The sequence below is a fragment of the Actinomycetospora sp. NBC_00405 genome (assembly GCF_036044095.1).
GTDB classification, from domain to species: Bacteria; Actinomycetota; Actinomycetes; order Mycobacteriales; family Pseudonocardiaceae; genus Actinomycetospora; species Actinomycetospora callitridis.
Genome location: NZ_CP107938.1, coordinates 84,165 through 103,003, shown reverse-complemented (window position 1 = coordinate 103,003; position 18,839 = coordinate 84,165). Strand labels below are relative to the sequence as shown.

The 18,839-nt window shown below is 74.7% G+C and carries 15 protein-coding genes; 10 read left to right on the top strand and 5 right to left on the bottom strand.

Going from position 1 to position 18,839, the window contains the following annotated elements; genetic code table 11:
- Window positions 1-93 precede the first annotated feature (93 nt).
- Together OG774_RS00455 and OG774_RS00450 are read left to right on the top strand one after the other, a co-directional pair.
- A complete protein-coding gene (locus OG774_RS00455; RefSeq protein ID WP_328305985.1) occupies window positions 94-1,251 on the top strand; it encodes an FIST signal transduction protein in 1,158 nt (385 codons plus the stop codon).
- Window positions 1,252-1,345: 94 nt separating this feature from the next.
- On the top strand, window positions 1,346-1,762 hold the full coding sequence (locus tag OG774_RS00450; protein WP_328305984.1) for a TIGR03618 family F420-dependent PPOX class oxidoreductase: 417 nt from the start codon (window positions 1,346-1,348) through the stop codon (window positions 1,760-1,762).
- 6 nt (window positions 1,763-1,768) lie between these two features.
- Here OG774_RS00450 and OG774_RS00445 read toward each other — a convergent pair whose 3' ends face one another.
- The 5 genes from OG774_RS00445 to OG774_RS00425 all read right to left on the bottom strand — a co-directional run bounded on the left by OG774_RS00445 (window position 1,769) and on the right by OG774_RS00425 (window position 7,239).
- Window positions 1,769-2,815 carry a hypothetical protein gene (locus tag OG774_RS00445; RefSeq protein WP_328305983.1) on the bottom strand — a complete coding sequence of 349 codons (1,047 nt, stop codon included), beginning with the start codon at window positions 2,813-2,815 and terminating at the stop codon, window positions 1,769-1,771.
- A complete protein-coding gene (locus tag OG774_RS00440) occupies window positions 2,812-4,071 on the bottom strand; it encodes a DUF6777 domain-containing protein (protein ID WP_328305982.1) in 1,260 nt (419 codons plus the stop codon). The genes OG774_RS00445 and OG774_RS00440 overlap by 4 nt, the downstream gene beginning before the upstream one ends.
- 145 nt (window positions 4,072-4,216) lie before the next feature.
- Window positions 4,217-4,852: a nicotinate-nucleotide adenylyltransferase gene (gene nadD / locus OG774_RS00435; protein ID WP_328305981.1), complete on the bottom strand. Its 636-nt coding sequence runs from the start codon at window positions 4,850-4,852 to the stop codon at window positions 4,217-4,219.
- Window positions 4,853-4,874: 22 nt separating this feature from the next.
- Window positions 4,875-6,335: a vWA domain-containing protein gene (locus tag OG774_RS00430; protein WP_328305980.1), complete on the bottom strand. Its 1,461-nt coding sequence runs from the start codon at window positions 6,333-6,335 to the stop codon at window positions 4,875-4,877.
- Between the two features lie 13 nt (window positions 6,336-6,348).
- Window positions 6,349-7,239: an AAA family ATPase gene (locus tag OG774_RS00425; protein ID WP_328305979.1), complete on the bottom strand. Its 891-nt coding sequence runs from the start codon at window positions 7,237-7,239 to the stop codon at window positions 6,349-6,351.
- A gap of 242 nt (window positions 7,240-7,481) precedes the next feature.
- Here OG774_RS00425 and nhaA point away from each other — a divergent pair, with 242 nt between their 5' ends.
- The 8 genes from nhaA (at window position 7,482) to OG774_RS00385 (ending at window position 18,839) form a co-directional block, all read left to right on the top strand.
- The gene (nhaA, locus tag OG774_RS00420; protein ID WP_328305978.1) at window positions 7,482-9,365 is read left to right on the top strand and encodes a Na+/H+ antiporter NhaA; all 1,884 of its coding nucleotides are present in this window, start codon (window positions 7,482-7,484) and stop codon (window positions 9,363-9,365) included.
- Between the two features lie 162 nt (window positions 9,366-9,527).
- A complete protein-coding gene (locus tag OG774_RS00415; protein WP_328305977.1) occupies window positions 9,528-11,654 on the top strand; it encodes a RecQ family ATP-dependent DNA helicase in 2,127 nt (708 codons plus the stop codon).
- 76 nt (window positions 11,655-11,730) lie between these two features.
- The gene (gene wsfD, locus OG774_RS00410) at window positions 11,731-13,437 is read left to right on the top strand and encodes a glycan biosynthesis hexose transferase WsfD (RefSeq protein WP_328305976.1); all 1,707 of its coding nucleotides are present in this window, start codon (window positions 11,731-11,733) and stop codon (window positions 13,435-13,437) included.
- A gap of 10 nt (window positions 13,438-13,447) precedes the next feature.
- Complete coding sequence (locus OG774_RS00405) at window positions 13,448-14,341, top strand: MOSC domain-containing protein (RefSeq protein ID WP_328305975.1); 894 nt, start codon at window positions 13,448-13,450, stop codon at window positions 14,339-14,341.
- A 30-nt stretch (window positions 14,342-14,371) separates the two neighbouring features.
- Window positions 14,372-15,880: an acyl-CoA synthetase gene (locus OG774_RS00400; RefSeq protein ID WP_328305974.1), complete on the top strand. Its 1,509-nt coding sequence runs from the start codon at window positions 14,372-14,374 to the stop codon at window positions 15,878-15,880.
- Window positions 15,881-15,891: 11 nt separating this feature from the next.
- Entirely contained in the window at window positions 15,892-16,581 is a 690-nt protein-coding gene (locus tag OG774_RS00395) for a ComEA family DNA-binding protein (RefSeq protein WP_328305973.1), read from the top strand.
- Window positions 16,582-16,630: 49 nt separating this feature from the next.
- Entirely contained in the window at window positions 16,631-17,089 is a 459-nt protein-coding gene (locus OG774_RS00390) for an SRPBCC family protein (protein WP_328305972.1), read from the top strand.
- A 124-nt stretch (window positions 17,090-17,213) separates the two neighbouring features.
- Window positions 17,214-18,839, top strand: coding sequence for an N-acetylmuramoyl-L-alanine amidase (locus tag OG774_RS00385; protein WP_328305971.1), 1,626 nt, complete (start codon window positions 17,214-17,216; stop codon window positions 18,837-18,839).

The window sequence follows — 18,839 nt, the reverse complement described above, 5'->3', positions numbered from 1 at the left end:
GGAGCGGGGGCACACCGATCCTACTCGACGCCGCTCGAGGGCTCGTCGCCGTCGCGAGCCGCGCCCCGGCCGGGCTCCGCGCATACTGGGGCGATGCCGGATTTCGGGGACGGGCTGGCCCAGGGAGCCGATCTCGTGGCCGCCGCCGAGGACGCCGTCGCGCAGGCCACCGCTCCGCTGGGGGGTCGGCGACCCGACCTGCTCGCCGTCTTCGTCTGCCATCCCGACCCCGAGGAGATCGGGCGCGCCGGGGCCCGGGCGATGGAGGTGGCGGGCGCCCGCGTGGCCGTCGGCTGCAGCGCCGGTGGCGTGATCGGCGACGGCCGGGGCGTCGAGGCGCGGCCCGCCGTCGCCGTCTGGGCGGCCGCGCTGCCGGACGCGACGCTGACCCCGTTCCGCCTCGACGCGAGCCGCACCGAGACCGGCCTCGTCGTCGGCGGCATGCCCAAGAGCGCCGGCGCCGACGAGGTCGGCCTCCTGCTCGCCGACCCGTACACCTTCCCCATCCAGGGCTTCGTCGAGCAGTCGGCCGACGTCCTGGGCGGCCTGCCCCTCGTCGGCGGCCTCGCGTCCGGCCCTGGGGGTGCGGGCGGCACGCGCCTGTTCCTCGACGGCGTCGTGCACGAGCGCGGCGTCGTCGGCGTGACGATCGGTGGCGACGTGCGGGTCCGCACGCTGGTCAGCCAGGGCTGCCGGCCGATCGGGCCGACGATGACGGTCACCGCCGCCGAGGGCCCGCACCTGATGGGACTCGCGGGCACGCCGGCCTACACGAAGCTCGAGGAGATCGTCCGCGGCCTCGAGGAGGCCGATCAGCAGATGGTCGCGCGGGGCCTGCACCTCGGCATCGCGATGGACGAGTACGCCGACGACCACCGCCAGGGCGACTTCCTCATCCGCGGCGTCGTCGGCGCCGACCCGGAGCAGGGCTCCATCACCGTCGGCGACGTCGTCGAGGTGGGCCGCACCGTGCGGTTCCAGGTGCGCGACGCGACGAGCGCCGACGCCGATCTCGACTGGCTCATGAGCCGCTTCCGCGGCGAGGGCACGACGGCCGGCGCGCTGCTGTTCTCGTGCAACGGGCGGGGACGGGCGATGTTCCCGGACGCCGACCACGACGTCGACGCGGTGCGCCGCGGCCTCGGCCCCGAGGGCGTCGCGGGGTTCTTCGCCGCCGGCGAGATCGGGCCCGTCGCGTCCCGCAACCACCTCCACGCGTTCACCGCGTCGGTGCTCGCCTTCGGGGACTGACGGCGCGGAACCGGGGGCCGCTGCGACGCCGCGGCGGGGCTCTCCTACCGTGGTCGGGCCCGCCACCACCCGCCCGGAGGACCACGAGCGCCCGATGAGCCTCGCGCACCCGCAGGCCGAGCCCCTCCCGGAGGACGTCGTGTCCCTCCTGAGGGGCCCGAACCGTTGCGTGGTCGCGACGGTCATGCCCGACGGGTCGCCGGAGACCACGGAGACCTGGGTGGACACCGACGGCACCCACGTCGTGATCAATTCGGTCGAGGGCTTCCAGAAGGTGGCCAACGTGCGGCGCGACCCGCGCATCTCCGTCGCGGTGGCCGACGCGGGCCGCCCGCAGCGCTACGTCACGCTGCGCGGCCGGGTCGTCGAGGTGACGCCGCAGGGCGCGGCCGAGCACATCGAGGCGCTGTCGCGTCGCTACCTGGGCGGTCCGTACCACTGGAACGACGGCCCGGGGCACGCGCGACGCATCCTGCGCATCGCGCCCACGGCCGTGCACCGCCCGGGCTGAGCACGCCTAGCGGTGCACCGCGGTGCCCTCGCTGCCGCCGCTGCGGGCGAGCCACTTGGCGAAGCAGTCGTCGGCGCCGAAGCCCTGGCGGTCGCACCAGGAGTTGGCCCCGCCCGCCGAGGACGACGGCGTCGCGAGCACCGTGACCCAGTAGTCGTCGCTGCCGAAGACCGGCCAGTCGCCCGACCACAGCAGGCGCGCCCCGGGATGGCGGGCCCGGAGCTGCTCGTGCTCGGCGAGGATCGCCGCCGCGTCGTAGGTGCGTCCCGAGGCCACGGTGCCCGGCCGCTTGGACGACAGCTGCGGCACCCAGCCGTTCTCGACGGCCGCCAGCGCGACCGCGTCGGAGCGGGCGAGGCGTTCCAGCTCCGCCGAGGGGTCGGCGGGCGCGCTCGCGGCGGGCGCGATCTGCGGGGACGTCGTGCCGGTGCCGGGTGCCGCCTCCCCGGACGCCGCGAAGGGCGACCGGGCCGAGAGCCCGAAGAGCTCGGGGCGCACGAGCCCCACGCCGAGCCCGACGAGCAGGACGACGAGCACCGCGACCGCCGCGAGCATCCAGCCGCTCGATCTCCGGCGTTGCGGCGGCGGGCCCATCGAGGGCTCCGGCGGCCACGGACCCCACACCACCGGCGGCGCCGGCCGCGGCGGGAGGGCCGGGAGCGCCGCCTGCGGGACGGTCCGCGGGCCCTCGGCGCCCCACCGGGCGAAGCTCCCGGGAGCGTCGGCCCACTCCCGGCGCACCTCGGCCGGGAGCACGATCCCCGTCCGGGGCGTGATCGGGTCCCGCGCCGGGCCGATGATCGCTCCGGGTGCTCCGTCGAGCCCGCTGAGCGGGTCCGCAGGAGCAGTCGGGGCGATCACGGCTCGTCGGGGGGAGGTGACGATCGTGACCGAGTGCCGGGTGGGCGGGGTCTCTCCAGACGGCGACACCGGCTCCGACGCCGGCCGCTGGTGCGGGACGACGACCGCCGGCGGCAGGGTCAGCGGCCCGGTCGGGGGATCGACGGCGACGTCCGCCGGCGCCTCGTCCTCGGGCTGACGGTGGCGGCTCACGACGAGGTCGAGGTGAGCGTGCAGGCAGGGCTGCTCAGGGACGTCAGCGTCGTGGTCGAGGCGCTCGGCAGGTCGAACGTCGTGCTCCCCGCCGACGTCGTGAGGCTCAGGGTCCCCGCAATGGCGGTGTACGTCCCGGACACGGCGCCGGTGAGCTGACCACCCGAGCCGAAGGCGACGGTCCCCGGGCCGAAGGGGCACTCCGAGCCCGCCGTCCAGCTGGTGCCGGCGAGCGCCGTCCCGGCGCTGGAGGTCGACGGGGTCGTCGTGGTGGTCGACGACTCCGGGCTGGTGGACGTCCCGGGACCGGTCACCCCCGGCGCGACACCCGTCGCCCCCGCGCCCTCCCCGCCGGCGGCCGGAGCGACGACGTCCGGGGCCGGGCCGCCGTTCTCCGCGCCGTCCTGGGTGCCACCGCCGGCCGCCTGGTCGCTCTCCTGCTGCTCCCCGCCCCCGGTGAAGGCCTCGCGCACGTCCCGGTTCTCCCGGTCCCGCTCGCCGTCCGTACCCCGCGGGCGGTCGTGGCCGCGCCCGGTGTGGACGTCGATGATCGTGTAGTTGTTCGTCACGGTCGTCGTCTGGTGGTTGATGATCGTCACCGAGTTCGAGGTGAACGAGGACCAGCGCGGGCCGACGTATGCGACGGTGGTGAACGACTGCGGGGCGGTCAGCGGGTTGCCGCAGAAGCACCGGGTGACGGGGTTGCCGTACTGGTCGACGAGCACGGCCGTGCCGGCCTGGAGCACCGCGGGCCAGGACGTGACGCTGCCGTCGCTCCAGCCGTGGTTGGTGACGTAGGTGTCGGAGCGCAGGACCACCGACGTCAGCCCGTCGACGTAGCTCGAGATCGTCGACGACGACCCGTCGCGCAGGCCGAGGACCGAGGCCCAGCCGGCGGCGCGGTCGGGGTGCGCGCTCAGGTGTCGGGTGAGCTGGGAACGGTCGCACGACGAGTCGTCACCGGTGCCGCCGTAGAGGCCCGGGGTCGTGCCGGAGTGCCGTCCGCCGGTGTTCGCGACGGGCCGGACGTCGGGGACGTCGGTGCCGACGCTGTCCATGAACGGGTTGGCGCCCGCGGTGGCCACGGGCTCGAGGGCGACCTCGGACGGCGCGCTCATCTCGCGGGCGACGATCACGCCGCCGAGGGCGGCCACGAGCATCCCGAGGACGACGATGAGGGCGATCATCCCGCGGGACAGGCCCCGCGCCGGCGGCGGCGGAGCCTGCGGGACGACGGGTTGCGGCGGCGTCAGCACCGAGATCACTCTCCCCCGAGCGGCCGGGCCCCGGACTGGGCGCCGACGTTCGAAAGGATCTCGGAAAGCACACACAGCGCGTTAGTCGGCGCGCACCATCGTCACTCGTTCGAGTGGGATCGACCCCGATCGGCGCAGTCGGCCACTACTCGGAGGACACGTGCTCCGTCGGACCGAGCACCGACCCTTCACCTCGCCGGCGGTACAACCCGCGCTTCGCGATGTACTGCACGACGCCGTCGGGCACGAGGTACCAGACCGGCTCCCCGGCGGCGACGCGCTCGCGGCAGGCCGTCGACGAGATCGCCATGGCCGGCACCTCGAGCAGGCTCACCGAGCCGCTCGGGAGGTGGCCGTCGTCGAGGTCGAACCCGGGCCGCGTGACCCCCACGAAGTGCGCGAGCCGGAACATCTCCTCGGCGCGGTGCCACGACAGGATCTGCTCGAGCGCGTCGGCGCCGGTGATGAAGAAGAGCTCGTCGTCGGGGAAGATCGTCGCGAGGTCCTGGAGGGTGTCGACGGTGTAGGTCGGCCCGTCCCGGTCGACGTCGACGCGGCTGACGGTGAAGCGCGGGTTCGAGGCCGTGGCGACGACGGTCATGAGGTAGCGGTCCTCGGCGGCACTGACCGACTCGCCCTCCTTGCGGTAGGGCTGACCGGTCGGCACGAACACGACCTCGTCGAGCGCGAACCGGACCTGGGCCTCGCTGGCCGCCACCAGGTGCCCGTGGTGCACGGGGTCGAAGGTGCCGCCCATGACCCCGATCCGGCGTTGTCCCACCCGGTCAGCCTAGTGATCTCGACTAGACCGGCAGGAGCCCGCTGACGACCCCCGCGAGCTGGGCCGCCGTCCGGCACTCGTGCATCGGCACGACCTGGCCGTACCGGCGGGCCGCGGAGTCGCCGGTACCCCACTGCGCCTGCGGCTCGGGGTTGAGCCAGTGCACGTGACGGGACCGCTCGGCGAGGTCGCCCAGGACCGCGAGGTTCGGGTCGCGGTAGTTGGTGCGGCCGTCGCCCAGCAGCAGCAGCGACGTGCGCGGGCCGACCACGTCCGGCCAGCCCTCGCGGAAGCGCCCGAGCGCCGAGCCGTAGTCGCTGTGCCCGTCGAAGGCGATGAGGCCCGGGCGCGCGGTGATCTCGGCCATCACGCCGCCGAGGTCCGACCCCGGGCCGAACAGGTCGGTGACCTCGACGCACCCGTCGACGAAGCAGAAGATCCTGATGCGGGAGAACTGCTCGCGCAGGGCCTGGACCAGCATCATCGTGAAGTGGCTGAACCCCGCCACCGACCCCGAGACGTCGCAGAACAGCACCAGCTCGGGACGCCCCGGCCGCGGGCGCCGGTACGCCGGTCGCATCGGCACGCCGCCGGTGGACATCGAGCGGCGCAGGGTGCGGCGCAGGTCGATCGGGCCGCGACGGGCCCGCCGGCGCCGGGCGGCGAGCCGCGACGCGAGGTGCCGGGCGAGCGGGGCGACGCGGCGACGCAGGTCGGCGAGCTGCTCGGAGTTGGCGGTCAGGAAGTCGACGCGGTCGCCCTGCTTCGGGACGCCCGTGCGCGCGGCCGCCTCGCGTCCGCGGACCTCTGCGCCGCGGCGGCGGGCCTCGTCGGTGACCATGCGCCGGAACGACGCGATCCGGTCCCGCACCTCGCGGCGCGAGACCTCCTCGGCGAACGGGCTGTCCCACGCCGCGTCGGCCCCGCCGCGCAGGTCGGCCAGCACGCGCGCCAGCAGCGTCTCGGGCCGGACCGCGTTGAGCGCCTGGTACGCCGACCACGTCGAGGGCTGTCCCCCACCTCCCTGGCCGCGGTCGCCGCCCCCGCCACCCCGGCCCTGCCCCTGACCGCCCTGGCCCTTGCCCACCGCGCCCAGCCCGTCGACGATCGCGCGCGCCAGCTCGGCCATCGCCGCGGTGTCGCCGTCGCGCAACAGCCCGGCGAGCAGGTCGCGCAGCGCCTCGACGTCCACCGACCCGTCCTCGGCGTAGGGCAGCGCGACCTCGCCGAGCGCCGCGCCCTGCCCGAGCGGGAACCACAGGTCGAAGAGCGCATCGAACACCGCGCGCTGCCCCGAGCGACGCAGCATCGCCGCCGCGAGGCCCTCGCGCAGCTGTTCGCGGCGCAGCAGGTCCAGCTCGGAGACCACCGCCGCGGCGTCCACCGACTCCCCCGGCCCCACCGCGATCCCCGCTCGCCGCAGCGCGCCGACGAAGTCGACCAGGTGGGCGGGCAGGCCGCCGTGCACGACGGGAGAGGCCATCAGTTCGACCCCATCAGTTCAGACGGAGCTCGGCGACGGCGCGCTCGGTGTCGGACTGGTGCTTGAGGACGACGCCGAGCGTCGCGCGCACCGTGGCGTCGTCGACCGTGTCGAGCCCGAGGGCCAGCAGCGTGCGCCCCCAGTCGATCGTCTCGGACACCGACGGCGCCTTCCGGAGCTGGATGCCGCGCAGCACCCCGACGATGCGGACGAGCTCCTCGGCGAGCGCCTCGGGCAGCTGCGGCACGCGGGTGAGCACGATGCGCCGCTCGAGCTCGGCGTCGGGGAAGTCGAGGTGCAGGTAGAGGCAGCGGCGCTTGAGGGCCTCGGAGAGCTCGCGGGTGGCGTTCGAGGTCAGGAGGGTGAACGGGCGCTGCGCAGCCACCACGGTGCCGAGCTCGGGGACGGTGACCTGGAAGTCGCCGAGCACCTCCAGCAGCAGCCCCTCGACCTCGACGTCGGCCTTGTCGGTCTCGTCCACGAGCAGGACGGTCGGATCGGTGCGCCGGATCGCGGTGAGCAGCGGGCGCGGGAGCAGGAACTCCTCGGAGAACACGTCGTCGCGCGTGTCGTCCCACGCCTCGCCCTGGCTCGCGGTGATGCGCAGCAGCTGCTTGGCGTGGTTCCACTCGTAGAGCGCGCGGGCCTCGTCGATGCCCTCGTAGCACTGCAGGCGCACCAGGCCGCTGCCCGTCGCCTCGGCCACCGCGCGCGCCAGCTCCGTCTTGCCCACGCCCGCGGGGCCCTCGACGAGCAGCGGCTTGCCCAGGCGGTCGGCGAGGAAGACGGTGGTCGCGACGGCGGTGGAGGCGATGTAGCCGACGTCGGCGAGCCGGGTGGCGACGTCGTCGACGGAGTCGAACAGGGCCTTCTGGGCCTTCTGGCCGACCGGCTCGGTGCTCACGCCCCGGCATCCTGCCCGGTGACCGGGCGCTTGTCCCGGCGTGGTGACGCGATGGCCATCGGCCGTCGTGGACGGGACCCAGGGTCGCCGGGCGTGGGTATCCTCGACGTCCGAAACCGTCCCGTTCCCCACGCGGCGCCCACGTCCCGGTCCGCGAGGGCAGCACGGGCGACGGCCGGTCGGTCATCGACGACGCGCCCGGTAGCCGGCATCGTGCTGCTCCCCGAGGAGGACCGGGCCCCATGGCCGACGTGACGACCACCCGCCCGTCCCCGTGGCGAGGCGTGCTCGACCGCATCGAGGCCGCCCGTCGCGGCGACTCGAGCGAGTCGCTGGCCGCCGTCTTCGTCCTGGCGGCGACCGTGATCGCGCTGGTCTGGGCCAACTCCCCCTGGGGCTGGACCTACGACGCGTTCTGGAACATCCAGCTCGCGATCACGGTCGGCGACGCGGGCATCGACCTCGACCTGCAGCACTGGGTCAACGACGGCCTGATGGCGCTCTTCTTCTTCGTCATCGGGCTCGAGGTCAAGCGCGAGTTCGCGATGGGCGAGCTGCGCGACCGGTCGAAGGCGGCGGTCCCGCTCGCGGCGGCCGTCGCGGGCCTCGTCCTCCCGGCGCTGCTGTACCTGCTGCTCAACCCGTCGGGGCCGGCCGCGTCCGCGTGGGGCGTCGTGATCTCCACCGACACCGCGTTCCTGCTCGGCGCGCTCGCCGTGGTCGGGCCCGGGCGGGCCGAGCGCCTGCGGATCTTCCTGCTGACCCTCGCCGTGGCGGACGACGTGGGCGCGCTGGCGGTCATCGCCGTCGTCTACACCGACGAGCTGTCGCTCGTGCCGCTGGCGGTGGGTGTGCTCGGACTGCTCGCGATCTGGCAGCTCCGGCGGTTGCGGGTATGGCGTGGCGGCGGCTACCTGATCGTCTCGCTCATCACCTGGGTGGCCTTCTACGAGTCCGGCGTGCACGCCACCCTCGCCGGGGTCCTCATCGCCCTGCTGCTGCCCGTCTACCCGCCCAAGCGCGCGCTGGTCGAACGGGCCGCCGCGCTCACGAGGGCCTTCCGGCAGTCGCCGAACCCCGAGTACGCGCGCTCCGCGCGGCTCGGGCTGGAGCGGGCCGTGTCGGTCAACGAACGGCTCATGCGGCTCTACCAGCCCTACACCGCGTTCATCATCGTGCCGGTCTTCGCGCTGGCCAACGCCGGCGTGCCTCTCACCGCCGAGACGCTCCGGGCGTCCCTGACCTCCCCGTTGACCTGGGGCGTCGTGCTCGGCCTCGTCCTCGGCAAGTTCGTGGGCATCACCGGGGCCACGGCCCTGTTCGCCCGGCTCCGCCCCGGCAGCCTCGCTCCCGGGCTCCGGATCCCGCAGGTCGCCGGCGGCGCGGCGCTGTCGGGGATCGGGTTCACGATCTCGCTGTTCATCGTCGACCTCGCGCTCGACGACGAGCCCCTGCTCGCCGACGAGGCGCGCGTGGGCGTGCTGGCGGCGTCGGTGATCGCACTCGTGCTGAGCGCCGGCGTGTTCCGCGTCGGCGCGCGGCTCGGGCTGGAGCCCGAGGAGCCGTCCATGGAACTGCTCCGGCCGGTCGACCCGAAGCGCGACCACGTCCGCGGGCCGGTCGACGCGCCGCTGACGGTCGTCGAGTACGGCGACTTCCAGTGCCCGTTCTGCAGCAAGGCCACCGGCAGCATCCGGCAGGTCCGGGCGCACTTCGGCGACGACGTGCGCTACGTGTTCCGGCACATGCCGCTCGACGACGTCCACCCGCGGGCCCGGGACGCCGCCGAGGTCTCCGAGGCCGCGGCCGAGCAGGGCCGGTTCTGGGACGTCCACGACGCCTTCTTCATCCACAACGACGCGCTCGAGCGTGAGGACCTGCTGCGCTACTGCTCGGATCTCGGCCTCGACGTCGACCGCATCGAGGACGACCTGCGCGACGGAGGCGCGCAGAACCGCGTCGCCGACGACGAGATCGACGCCCGCACCAGCGAGCTGCCGGGGACCCCGACCTTCTACCTCGGCGCGAACGGCTCGCCGCCGGTGCGCCACCTCGGCCCCTACGACGCCGACACCCTGATCGCCGAGCTGACGCGTCAGCGCGAGGCCGCGCCGGACCCGGTGTGAGGGGGCCGGGGCCTAGTAGGGGTTCCTCCGCGCGTCGACGGCCGGGGCGGCGTCGATCGCCGCGGCGGGCACGTGCGTGCCGGACGACGACGGCGAGTCCCTCACTCCGCGCGGGCCGACGGCACCACCCGGCCTGTCGGACCCGTCGTCCACCATGGAGCCATGACCGTTGCGACCGAGTCCGATCTGCGCGCCGACGCCGAGGCCACGCTCCAGCGCCTGGCCGGTCCCGACGCCGCGCTGCGCGAGGACCAGTGGTCGGCGATCCACGCGCTGGTGGCCGAGGGCCGGCGGGCGCTGGTGGTGCAGCGCACCGGGTGGGGCAAGTCGGCGGTCTACTTCGTGGCCACCGCGCTGCTCCGGGCCCGCGGGAAGGGCCCGACGGTGATCGTCAGCCCGCTGCTCGCGCTCATGCGCAACCAGATCGAGGCGGCGGGCCGCGCCGGCATCCACGCGGTCACGGTCAACTCCGCCAACACCGACGACTGGTCGCTGGTCTACGGCCAGGTCCAGTCGGGCGAGGTCGACGTCCTGCTCGTGAGCCCCGAGCGCCTGAACAACCCCGAGTTCCGCGACCAGGTGCTGCCCGAGCTCTCGCGCACCGCCGGGATGCTCGTCGTCGACGAGGCGCACTGCATCTCCGACTGGGGGCACGACTTCCGGCCCGACTACCGGCGGCTGCGCACGCTGATCGCCGAGCTCCCCGACGGCGTGCCGGTGCTGGCGACGACGGCCACGGCCAACGACCGGGTCACGACGGATGTGGCCGATCAGTTGGGCGTGTCGAAGAGCAACGACGAGGCGCTGGTGCTGCGCGGCGAGCTCGACCGGGAGTCGCTGCGCCTCGGGGTGCTCCCGCTGCCCAAGGGCGCCGATCGGTTCGCCTGGCTCGCCCAGCACCTCGACGACCTGCCGGGCTCGGGCATCGTCTACACGCTGACGGTCTCGGCCGCCGACGAGCTGGCCGCGTTCCTGCGCGAACGCGGGCACCCCGTCGCCGCCTACACCGGCAAGACCGACCCGGCCGAGCGCGAGCGCGCCGAGGACGACCTGCTGGCCAACCGCGTCAAGGCGCTGGTGGCGACGTCGGCGCTGGGGATGGGCTTCGACAAGCCCGACCTCGGGTTCGTCGTCCACCTCGGGGCGCCGCAGTCCCCCGTCGCCTACTACCAGCAGATCGGCCGCGCAGGCCGTGGCGTCGAGCGCGCCGAGGTGCTGCTGCTCCCCGGCCCCGAGGACCGCGACATCTGGGCCTACTTCGCCTCGCTCGCCTTCCCGGCCGAGCCGCAGGTGCGGGTGGCCCTCTCGGTGCTGGGTGACGCCGGGCGCCCGATGTCCACCGCCGCGCTCGAGCCGCGCGTGGAGCTCTCCCGCGGCCGGCTGGAGATGATGCTCAAGGTCCTCGACACCGACGGCGCCGTCCGCCGCGTGAAGGGCGGCTGGGAGGCCACCGGGCAGCCGTGGGAGTACGACGGCGCCCGCTACACCGGTCTCGCGAAGGCCCGCCGCGCCGAGCAGCAGGCGATGCTCGACTACATCGCCACCGACGGCTGCCGCATGGAGTTCCTCCGGCGCCAGCTCGACGACCCCGGCGCGACACCGTGCGGGCGGTGCGACAACTGCACCGGCCGGCACGCCGACCCCGCGATCGGCGAGGACGTCCGCGTGCAGGCGCAGGCGACGCTCGACCGGCCCGGGGTCCCGCTGGCGCCGCGCAAGCAGTGGCCCAGCGGCATGGACGCCCTCGACGTCCCGCTCAAGGGCAAGATCAAGCCCGAGGAGGCGGCCGAGGACGGGCGCGCGATCGGGCGGCTCACCGACGTCGGGTGGGGCCCGCGCCTGCGGCCGCTGCTGCAAGGGGACGACCTCGTGCCCGACGCGCTGGTCGACGCGGCCGTGGAGGTCCTCAAGGGCTGGGACTGGGCGCAGCGGCCGGCCGGGATCGTGTGGCTGCCCAGCCGCGGGCGTCCGGCCCTCGTCGAGAGCTTCGCCCAGCGCATCGCCTCGATCGGCCGGCTGCCGCTCCTGGGCGCGCTGGCCGACAGCGCCCCGCCGCGCTACTCCGATCCCGAGGACGACAGCGAGCCCGAGCCGCCGAACTCCGCGCAGCGCCTGGCCGAGGTGTACGGGCGGCTCTCCGTGCCGGCCGGCCTCGACCTCGGCGCGGGCCCCGTCCTGCTGATCGACGACGTCGCGGACTCGGGGTGGACGCTCACCGTCGCCTCGATGCTCCTGCGCCGGGCCGGGGCGCCCGCCGTGCTCCCGTTCGTGCTGGCCACCACCGGCTGAGCCTGTCGGTGCCGGGCTCGAGGAGGGGTCTGGCACCCTGCCCGGGACACGGGTCGCACCGCGCACGAGGGGGACGATGACCGCCGGGACGACGGTCGGTGAGCACACCGAGCACCCCGTCGAGGGAGACCTGCGCCCCGAGGGCCCACCCCGGGAGCCGGTCGTCGGCCGCGGGATCCGGCTGCTGCTCGCCGTCGGGGTCGCGCTGCTCGTGGGCGCGGGGCTGCTCGCCCGGCTGGGCCTGGTGGGCGGGGACGCCATCGGCGCCGCGGACAACGGCGACGCCATCCGCCTGTACTGCGTCGCCGATCTCGTGCCCGACACCTCCGACCGCGCCGCCCCGGGCCACGGGGTCGCCGTTACCGAGTACCGCACCGGCGGGCCCGACTGCCCCCGCGAGGCGCCCACCACCTCCGCCGGGCTGGTGCTGCAGGCGACCGTCGCGGTCACCACCGCGCTCGACGCCACACCGCCGGCCCCGGACGGCTCGGACCGCTTCTCGCTGGAGTGGCTGGCCGCGGTCTACGTCGGCCTCCTCGCCGCCGGCGCGGGGGTCGCCACCCTCGCCGCCACGTCCGCCCCTTCCCTGGCTGGTCGGCGCGTCCGACGAGTCGCCCCGGTCCTGCTCGCGGTGGTCGTGCCACCCCTGCTCCCGCTGCTCGCCGTCCCGTGGTGGTCCCGCTTCCTGGTCTCCTCCTTCAGCGAGTCGGCCGGCCTGCTCGGCGCCGCCTGGATGGCGTGGGGCCTGCTCACGGTCGCCGTCACCCGCCCCACCGACCGGGGCGCGCGGGCGGCGGCCCTCGGCCTGATCGCGCTGGGCGGCGTCGTCGCCGCCACGGGCAAGCCGGGGTTCCTGCCCGTCGGGCTCGTGGCGGTCGGGGTCTGCGCGGTCGTCACGGTCGGCACCCGGCGGTGGTGGCGCCGGACGCCGGGGCTCGCCGTCGCCCTGCTCGCCGTCGCCGTCGCCGCGCCGGCGGTCCTCTCCGGGATCGCGGCCCAGGACGCGGCCTACGACAAGGTCAACGCCCACAACCTCGCGTTCACCGCCGTGCTCCCCGAGTCGGGGCCTGCGGCGACGGCTGCACTCGGACTGCGCCCCGAGGCGTTCCGGCAGGCCGGCCAGCACTTCTACCTCGACGGCGGGCGCAGCGTGCCGGGCTGGGCGGAGACGGTGGGCGCGCGGCCCGACGAGCTGCGCTCCGCGGCGCGCCTGTGGGTGGCGCAGCACCCGCTCGTGCTGGCCCGCATGGTGCACCGGGGCCTCGTCGCCACCCTGCGACCCCACATCCCCTACCTCGCGAGCGAGACGGGCGGGCCGCGCACCGTCAGCGGCGAGATCCCCCGGCCCGCGTTCCCCGAGGGCTCGCAGCTGATGGGCCCGACGTTCGTCTACTTCGACGGGCTGCCGGGGCGCTGGGTGCCGCCGACGGTCGTCGTCCTGGCCCTCCTGGCCGCGGCGCTGGCGCTGATCGCCTCCCGGGTCCCTCGCCTGTCGGCCGCGACCACCCGCACGGGCAGGGGGCTCGCGCTCACCGCGGGCACGCTCGCCGTCACCGCGCTCGGGATCGTGCTCGTCGCGGTGCTCGGCGACGGGTACTGCGAGGTCGCCAAGCACGTGTGGCTCGGCTCGTACCTGCTCGTCGTCACGGCCGCGACGCTGGTCGCGAGCGGTGTGGCCGCCGGCGCCGTGTGGTTCCGCGGCCGAGGGGATCGCGGAGACCGGACAGACGATCGGACAGACCCGACCGCGCGGCCGGTTCCCGACGGCGCCGCCGGATGGTAACCACTCGGGTGTGACCATCGCCGCTCTGTACCGCTACCCCGTCAAGTCGATGCTCGGAGAGTCCCTGTCGCGCGCCACGTTCGACGAGCGGGGGGTGCTGGGCGACCGCGCCTACGCCGTCCTCGACGTCGAGACCGGCATCGTCGCCAGCGCCAAGGTCCCGAAGCGCTGGGCGAAGCTGCTCGAGTTCTCGGCGGCGTTCGCCGGCGAGCCCGTGGCCGGGGAGGCGGCCCCGCCCGTGGTCATCACGTTCCCCGACGGGTCCACGCGCCGCAGCGACGACGCCGACATCGACCAGGCGCTCTCCGACGTGCTCGGCCGCGAGGTCAAGCTGATCACGACGCCGCCGGACGGCGTGGCGTTCGAGGAGCTCTGGGTGGACATCGACGGCCTCGAGCGCGCCGAGCTGGGCCCGGAGCACATCATCGAGGCGACCACCAAGCGCCAGGAGGACACCGGCGAGGCGATCAGCCACTTCGACGTCGCCGCCTTCGCCCCGCCCGGCCGCTTCTACGACCTCGCGGCGCTGCACGTCGTCACCGAGTCGACCCTCGCGCGGCTGCGGGAGCTGGCGCCGGACAGCGAGTTCGACGTGCGCCGCTATCGGCCGAACGTCGTCCTCGCCGACACCCCGCCCGGCTTCGTCGAGAACGACTGGCCCGGGCAGGAGATGACGCTCGGCGACGACGTGCGGGTCGCGTACACCTTCCAGACCATGCGCTGCGTCATGACCACGATGGCCCAGGGCGACCTCCCCGAGGACCGCAACACCCTGCGCACGGTCGCGAAGAACAACCGCATCCAGATCGACAAGCCCGAGGTCGCCGGGAAGTGGGCGTGCGCCGGCGTCTACGCCGACGTCGCCGCGGGCGGCGAGGTCGCCGTCGGCGACGCCCACGCCTGACCGCCCGCGCCGTCGAGGAGGACACACCCCGTGGATCCCCGCTCGAGCACGGTCGACGGGGTGCTGGCGCGCAGCGCGCGCCGCACCCCCGACCGTGTCGCCCTGCACTTCGCCGACCGGACGTGGACCTACCGGAAGCTCGACGACGCCGTCACCCGCGCCGCGGGCTACCTCGGCGAGCTGGGAGTGTCCGCCGGCGACCGCGTCGCCGCCTACGGGCGCAACTCCGACGCCTACCTGCTCGCGTTCCTCGGGTGCGCCCGGCTCGGCGCGGTCCACGTGCCGATCAACTACGCGCTCACGGGCGAGGAGCTCGGCTACCTGGTCGAGCAGTCGGGCAGCCGCCTGCTGCTCATCGACCCGGCGCTCGCCGGCCCCGTCGACGCGCTGGACAGCCAGCCGAAGCAGGTGGTCCCGCTGCGCGACGCGGCGGGCTCCCTGCTGGAGCGCGCCGGCACCGGTGAGCTCCCGGAGCTGACCAGCACCGTCGCCGACACCGACCTCGTCCAGCTGCTCTACACGTCGGGCACCACGTCGCGACCCAAGGGCGCGATGATGACCCACCGCGCGCTGGTGCACGAGTACGTCTCGTGCGTGCACGCGATGGGGATGGGCGACGGGGACGACCCGCTGCACCCGATGCCGCTGTACCACTCGGCGGGCATGCACTGCTTCCTCATGCCCTACCTGATGGTCGGCGCGGTCAACCACCTCATGGAGGCGCCCGACATCCCGGAGATCCTGCGCCGGGTCGAGGACGACCGGCTGGGCGCGCTGTTCCTCGCCCCAACGGTGTGGGTGCCGCTGGCGAACCACGCGGACTTCGGCACGCGCGACCTCTCGAGCCTGCGCAAGGCGTTCTACGGCGCGTCGATCATGCCCGGGCCGGTGCTCGCCCGGCTGCGCGAGCACCTGCCGGGACTCGCGGTCTACAACTGCTTCGGGCAGTCGGAGATCGGCCCGCTCGCCACCGTGCTGCAGCCCGAGGAGCACGAGGAGCGCCCGGAGTCGTGCGGGCGCCCGGTGCTGTTCGTCGAGCTCCGGGTGATCGACGACCAGGGCGACGACGTCGAGCCCGGCGGCACCGGCGAGGTCGTCTACCGCTCGCCCCAGCTCTGCGAGGGCTACTGGGACAAGCCCGAGGAGACCGCCGAGGCCTTCCGCGACGGCTGGTTCCACTCCGGCGACCTCGTGCGGATCGACGAGCAGGGCTACATCACCGTCGTCGACCGCATCAAGGACGTGATCAACACCGGTGGTGTGCTCGTCGCGTCCCGCGAGGTCGAGGACGCGCTCTACACCCACGAGGCCGTCGCCGAGGCCGCGGTGATCGGGGTGCCCGACGAGCGCTGGATCGAGGCGGTGGCGGCGTTCGTGGTGCTCAAGGGCGAGGTGTCGTCCGAGGAGCTGATCGCGCACGCCCGCGGGCGGCTCGCGGGCTACAAGACGCCGAAGAGCATCCACGTCGTGGACGAGCTGCCCCGCAACCAGTCGGGGAAGCTGCTCAAGCGCGTCCTGCGCGACCAGGTGCCGTCCTGAGCGGCCCGCGGGTGGCCGGCCCGCCCACCGGGAACTGGTTCACCCGCGGCGGCTGGTGGTTCTTCGTCCACCTGCTCGGCGCCGGGCTCCTGCTCCCGGTGCCGCTGGCCTCCGCCGCCGTCCGCACCCGGCGGCCGTGGCACGTGGTCGCCGCGGTCGCGTCGCTCATCCTCGTGGTCGCGACCTTCGTGTTCGTCGGCGCGGCGGACCGCGGACCCGACGGCTCCACGACCGGCCTTTTCGCGACCCTCTCCTCGATGAGCATCCTGACGCTCCTCGTCGGCGGGCTGGCCACGCTGATCGTGGTGCGGCACCAGGTGTTCGGTCCCCGGGCCCGGCCCACCGGCTGGGACCGCCCGCTGCCGGACCCGGCCGTCACCGCCGCGCTCGCGGCGCGCGGTCGTCGCGACGAGGCCCGCCGTCTCGCCGCGCAGGACCCCCTGCTGGCCCACGAGCTGCGCGTCGGGCGCCCGGACCTGCCGCGCTCCTACGACGACGGCGGTCTCGTCGACCTCAACGCCGCGCCGGCCCAGGCCATCGCCCGGGTCTGCGGGATCGCGCCGGAGCACGCCGAGCGCATCGTCGCGTGCCGCTCCGCGGCGGGCCGGTTCGCCACCGTCGAGGACGTGTTCGTCTGGGCGGACCTGCCCTACGACATCTGGGACCAGGTGCGCGACCGAGCCGTGGTGCTCGGCCGTTGATCGTGTGTGGGACGGTGCGGCGCAGCCGAACCGGACCGAGGAGTGGGCGATGCAGGACGCGGTGACCGAGCACATCCGGGCGTCGCCGGAGACGGTGTGGGAGCTGGTCTCGGACGTCGCGCAGACGCACCGCTACAGCGAGGAGACCTTCGAGGCCGAGTGGCTCGACGGCGCGACCGGGCCGGCGGTCGGCACGCGCTTCCGCGGGCACGTGCACCGCAACGGCCGGGGCCCGACCTACTGGTCGACCTGCCGGATCACCGCGTGCAAGCCGGGCCGCGAGTTCGGGTTCGAGGTGCTGGTGGGCGGGCGCTCGATCAACAACTGGCACTACCGGTTCCAGCCCGAGGACGACGGCACCGACGTCACCGAGTCGTTCCGCCTCACCCCGAGCATCGGGACGCGGCTGTACTGGACGCTGGCCGGCTGGGCGCGCGGGCGGACCAACCGGGCGAACATGCGCGCGACGCTGCAGAAGATCAAGGCGATCGCCGAGTCCGGCGGCTGATCAGGCTCCTCGAGCACGCCCCGTATCTCCCGCATGCCCGGCGCGTTCTCCCTGTGGACGACCGATCGGGGGGATCGTGGGCCGAAGGACGCGGGCTGCAGGGCGTTGGGTGGGTGCGGGGCTCGTGGCCCCGCTCGCGGCGGTGCTGGTGGCGACGGGGGTGCCGGCGTCGGCCGCCCCGTCGATCGGCATGGCGCCACCGTCGGGCGAGACGGAGGACGTCGAGCCCGCCCGGCTCCCGTCCGCGGCGGCGACGCCGGCGCAGGTGGAGGACGAGCGCCTCACCACGCCGAGCCCCTCCCCCGACTCGGGCGGCGCACGCCAGGCCACGAGCCCCGATCCGCTCAAGCTCGTCGCGGTGACCTGGACCGGGGCGACACCGCAGCTCATCGAGCTGCGCAGCCGGCTCGCCACCGGGCTGTTCGGGCCGTGGACGCGGGTCGACCCGGTCGACACCGAGCGCGACGGGCGGCGCGCCGCCTCGACCGGCACCGAGCCGGTCTGGGTGGCCGACAGCAAGGAGGTGCAGGTCCGGGCGAGCACCGACGGGCAGCCGGTGACCCAGCGGGTGGCGCTCACCTCGATCGACCCGGGGACCGGCAGCAACGACGCCCGGATCGCGGCGGCCGCCGTCACCCCCGGCGGGGCGACGGGCAGCCCGAGCAGCCCGGCCGTCGTGACCCGCGCGCAGTGGGGCGCCGACGAGCGCCTGATGACGTGGACACCGGAGTACACGCCCACCGTGCGGGCGGTGACGATCCACCACACGGCGGGCACGAACGCCTACTCGGCCGCCGAGTCCGCGGCCATCGTCCGGGGGATCTACACCTACCACGCCCGCACGCAGGGCTGGGGCGACATCGGCTACAACGTCCTCGTCGACCGGTACGGGACGGTGTTCGAAGGCCGGGCCGGGGGCCTGGCCCGCTCCGTGATCGCCGCGCACGCCGGCGGGTTCAACCGCGAGACCTTCGGCATCGGGATGATGGGCGACTTCACCTCGGTCGCCCCGCCGGCCGCCACCGTCGAGGCGACCGCGCAGCTCGCGGCGTACAAGCTGGGCGGGCTCTACCGCGACCCGAACGCCACGGTCACGCTGACCAGCGGCGGGGGCGGCACGTCGCGCTACCCGAAGGGCCGCGCGGTGACGCTGCCGACCGTGTTCGCGCACCGCGACGTGGGCGCCACCGAGTGCCCCGGCAACACCGGCATCCGCTCCATGCCGACCATCCGCTCGCGCACCGCGGCGCTGGTCGGCAACCTCGCGACCTACCCGATCCGGCAGAAGTGGCTGGCGCAGCGCAGCGTGCTCGCCGAGCCGTCGGTGGTCGAGAGCCCGACGTCGAGGTCGGCGCGCATGACCCGGTTCTCCGGGAGCAACGGCGCGGTCTACTGGTCGAGCGCCACCGGGGCCTGGTCGGTGCAGGGCGTGATCAACTCCCGCTACGACGCCCTCGGCGCCGCGGGCTCGGTGCTCGGTCTGCCGCGGACCGACGAGAAGGCGACCCCCGACCGGCGCGGGCGCTACAACCAGTTCCAGTCCGGCGTCGTCTACTGGACCTCGGCGACGGGGGCCTGGCCCGTGCGGGGCCCGATCCTCACGCGCTGGGCCCAGCTGGGCTCCGAGCGGTCGAGCCTCGGCTACCCGAAGGGCGACCAGTTCGCGGTCACCGGCGGGGTGCGCCAGAACTTCGAGCGCGGCTACCTGCGCCTCAACACGAGCTCCGGGGCCGTGACGACGAACGCCTGA

Excerpts from the sequence above, each read along its gene's own strand:
- OG774_RS00430 (WP_328305980.1), bottom strand. The coding sequence starts at position 6,335 with ATGGCCTCTCCCGTCGTGCACGGCGGCCTGCCCGCCCACCTGGTCGAC.
- nhaA (WP_328305978.1), top strand. The coding sequence starts at position 7,482 with ATGGCCGACGTGACGACCACCCGCCCGTCCCCGTGGCGAGGCGTGCTC.
- OG774_RS00390 (WP_328305972.1), top strand. The coding sequence starts at position 16,631 with ATGCAGGACGCGGTGACCGAGCACATCCGGGCGTCGCCGGAGACGGTG.
- OG774_RS00455 (WP_328305985.1), top strand. The coding sequence starts at position 94 with ATGCCGGATTTCGGGGACGGGCTGGCCCAGGGAGCCGATCTCGTGGCC.
- OG774_RS00450 (WP_328305984.1), top strand. The coding sequence starts at position 1,346 with ATGAGCCTCGCGCACCCGCAGGCCGAGCCCCTCCCGGAGGACGTCGTG.
- wsfD (WP_328305976.1), top strand. The coding sequence starts at position 11,731 with ATGACCGCCGGGACGACGGTCGGTGAGCACACCGAGCACCCCGTCGAG.
- OG774_RS00415 (WP_328305977.1), top strand. The coding sequence starts at position 9,528 with ATGACCGTTGCGACCGAGTCCGATCTGCGCGCCGACGCCGAGGCCACG.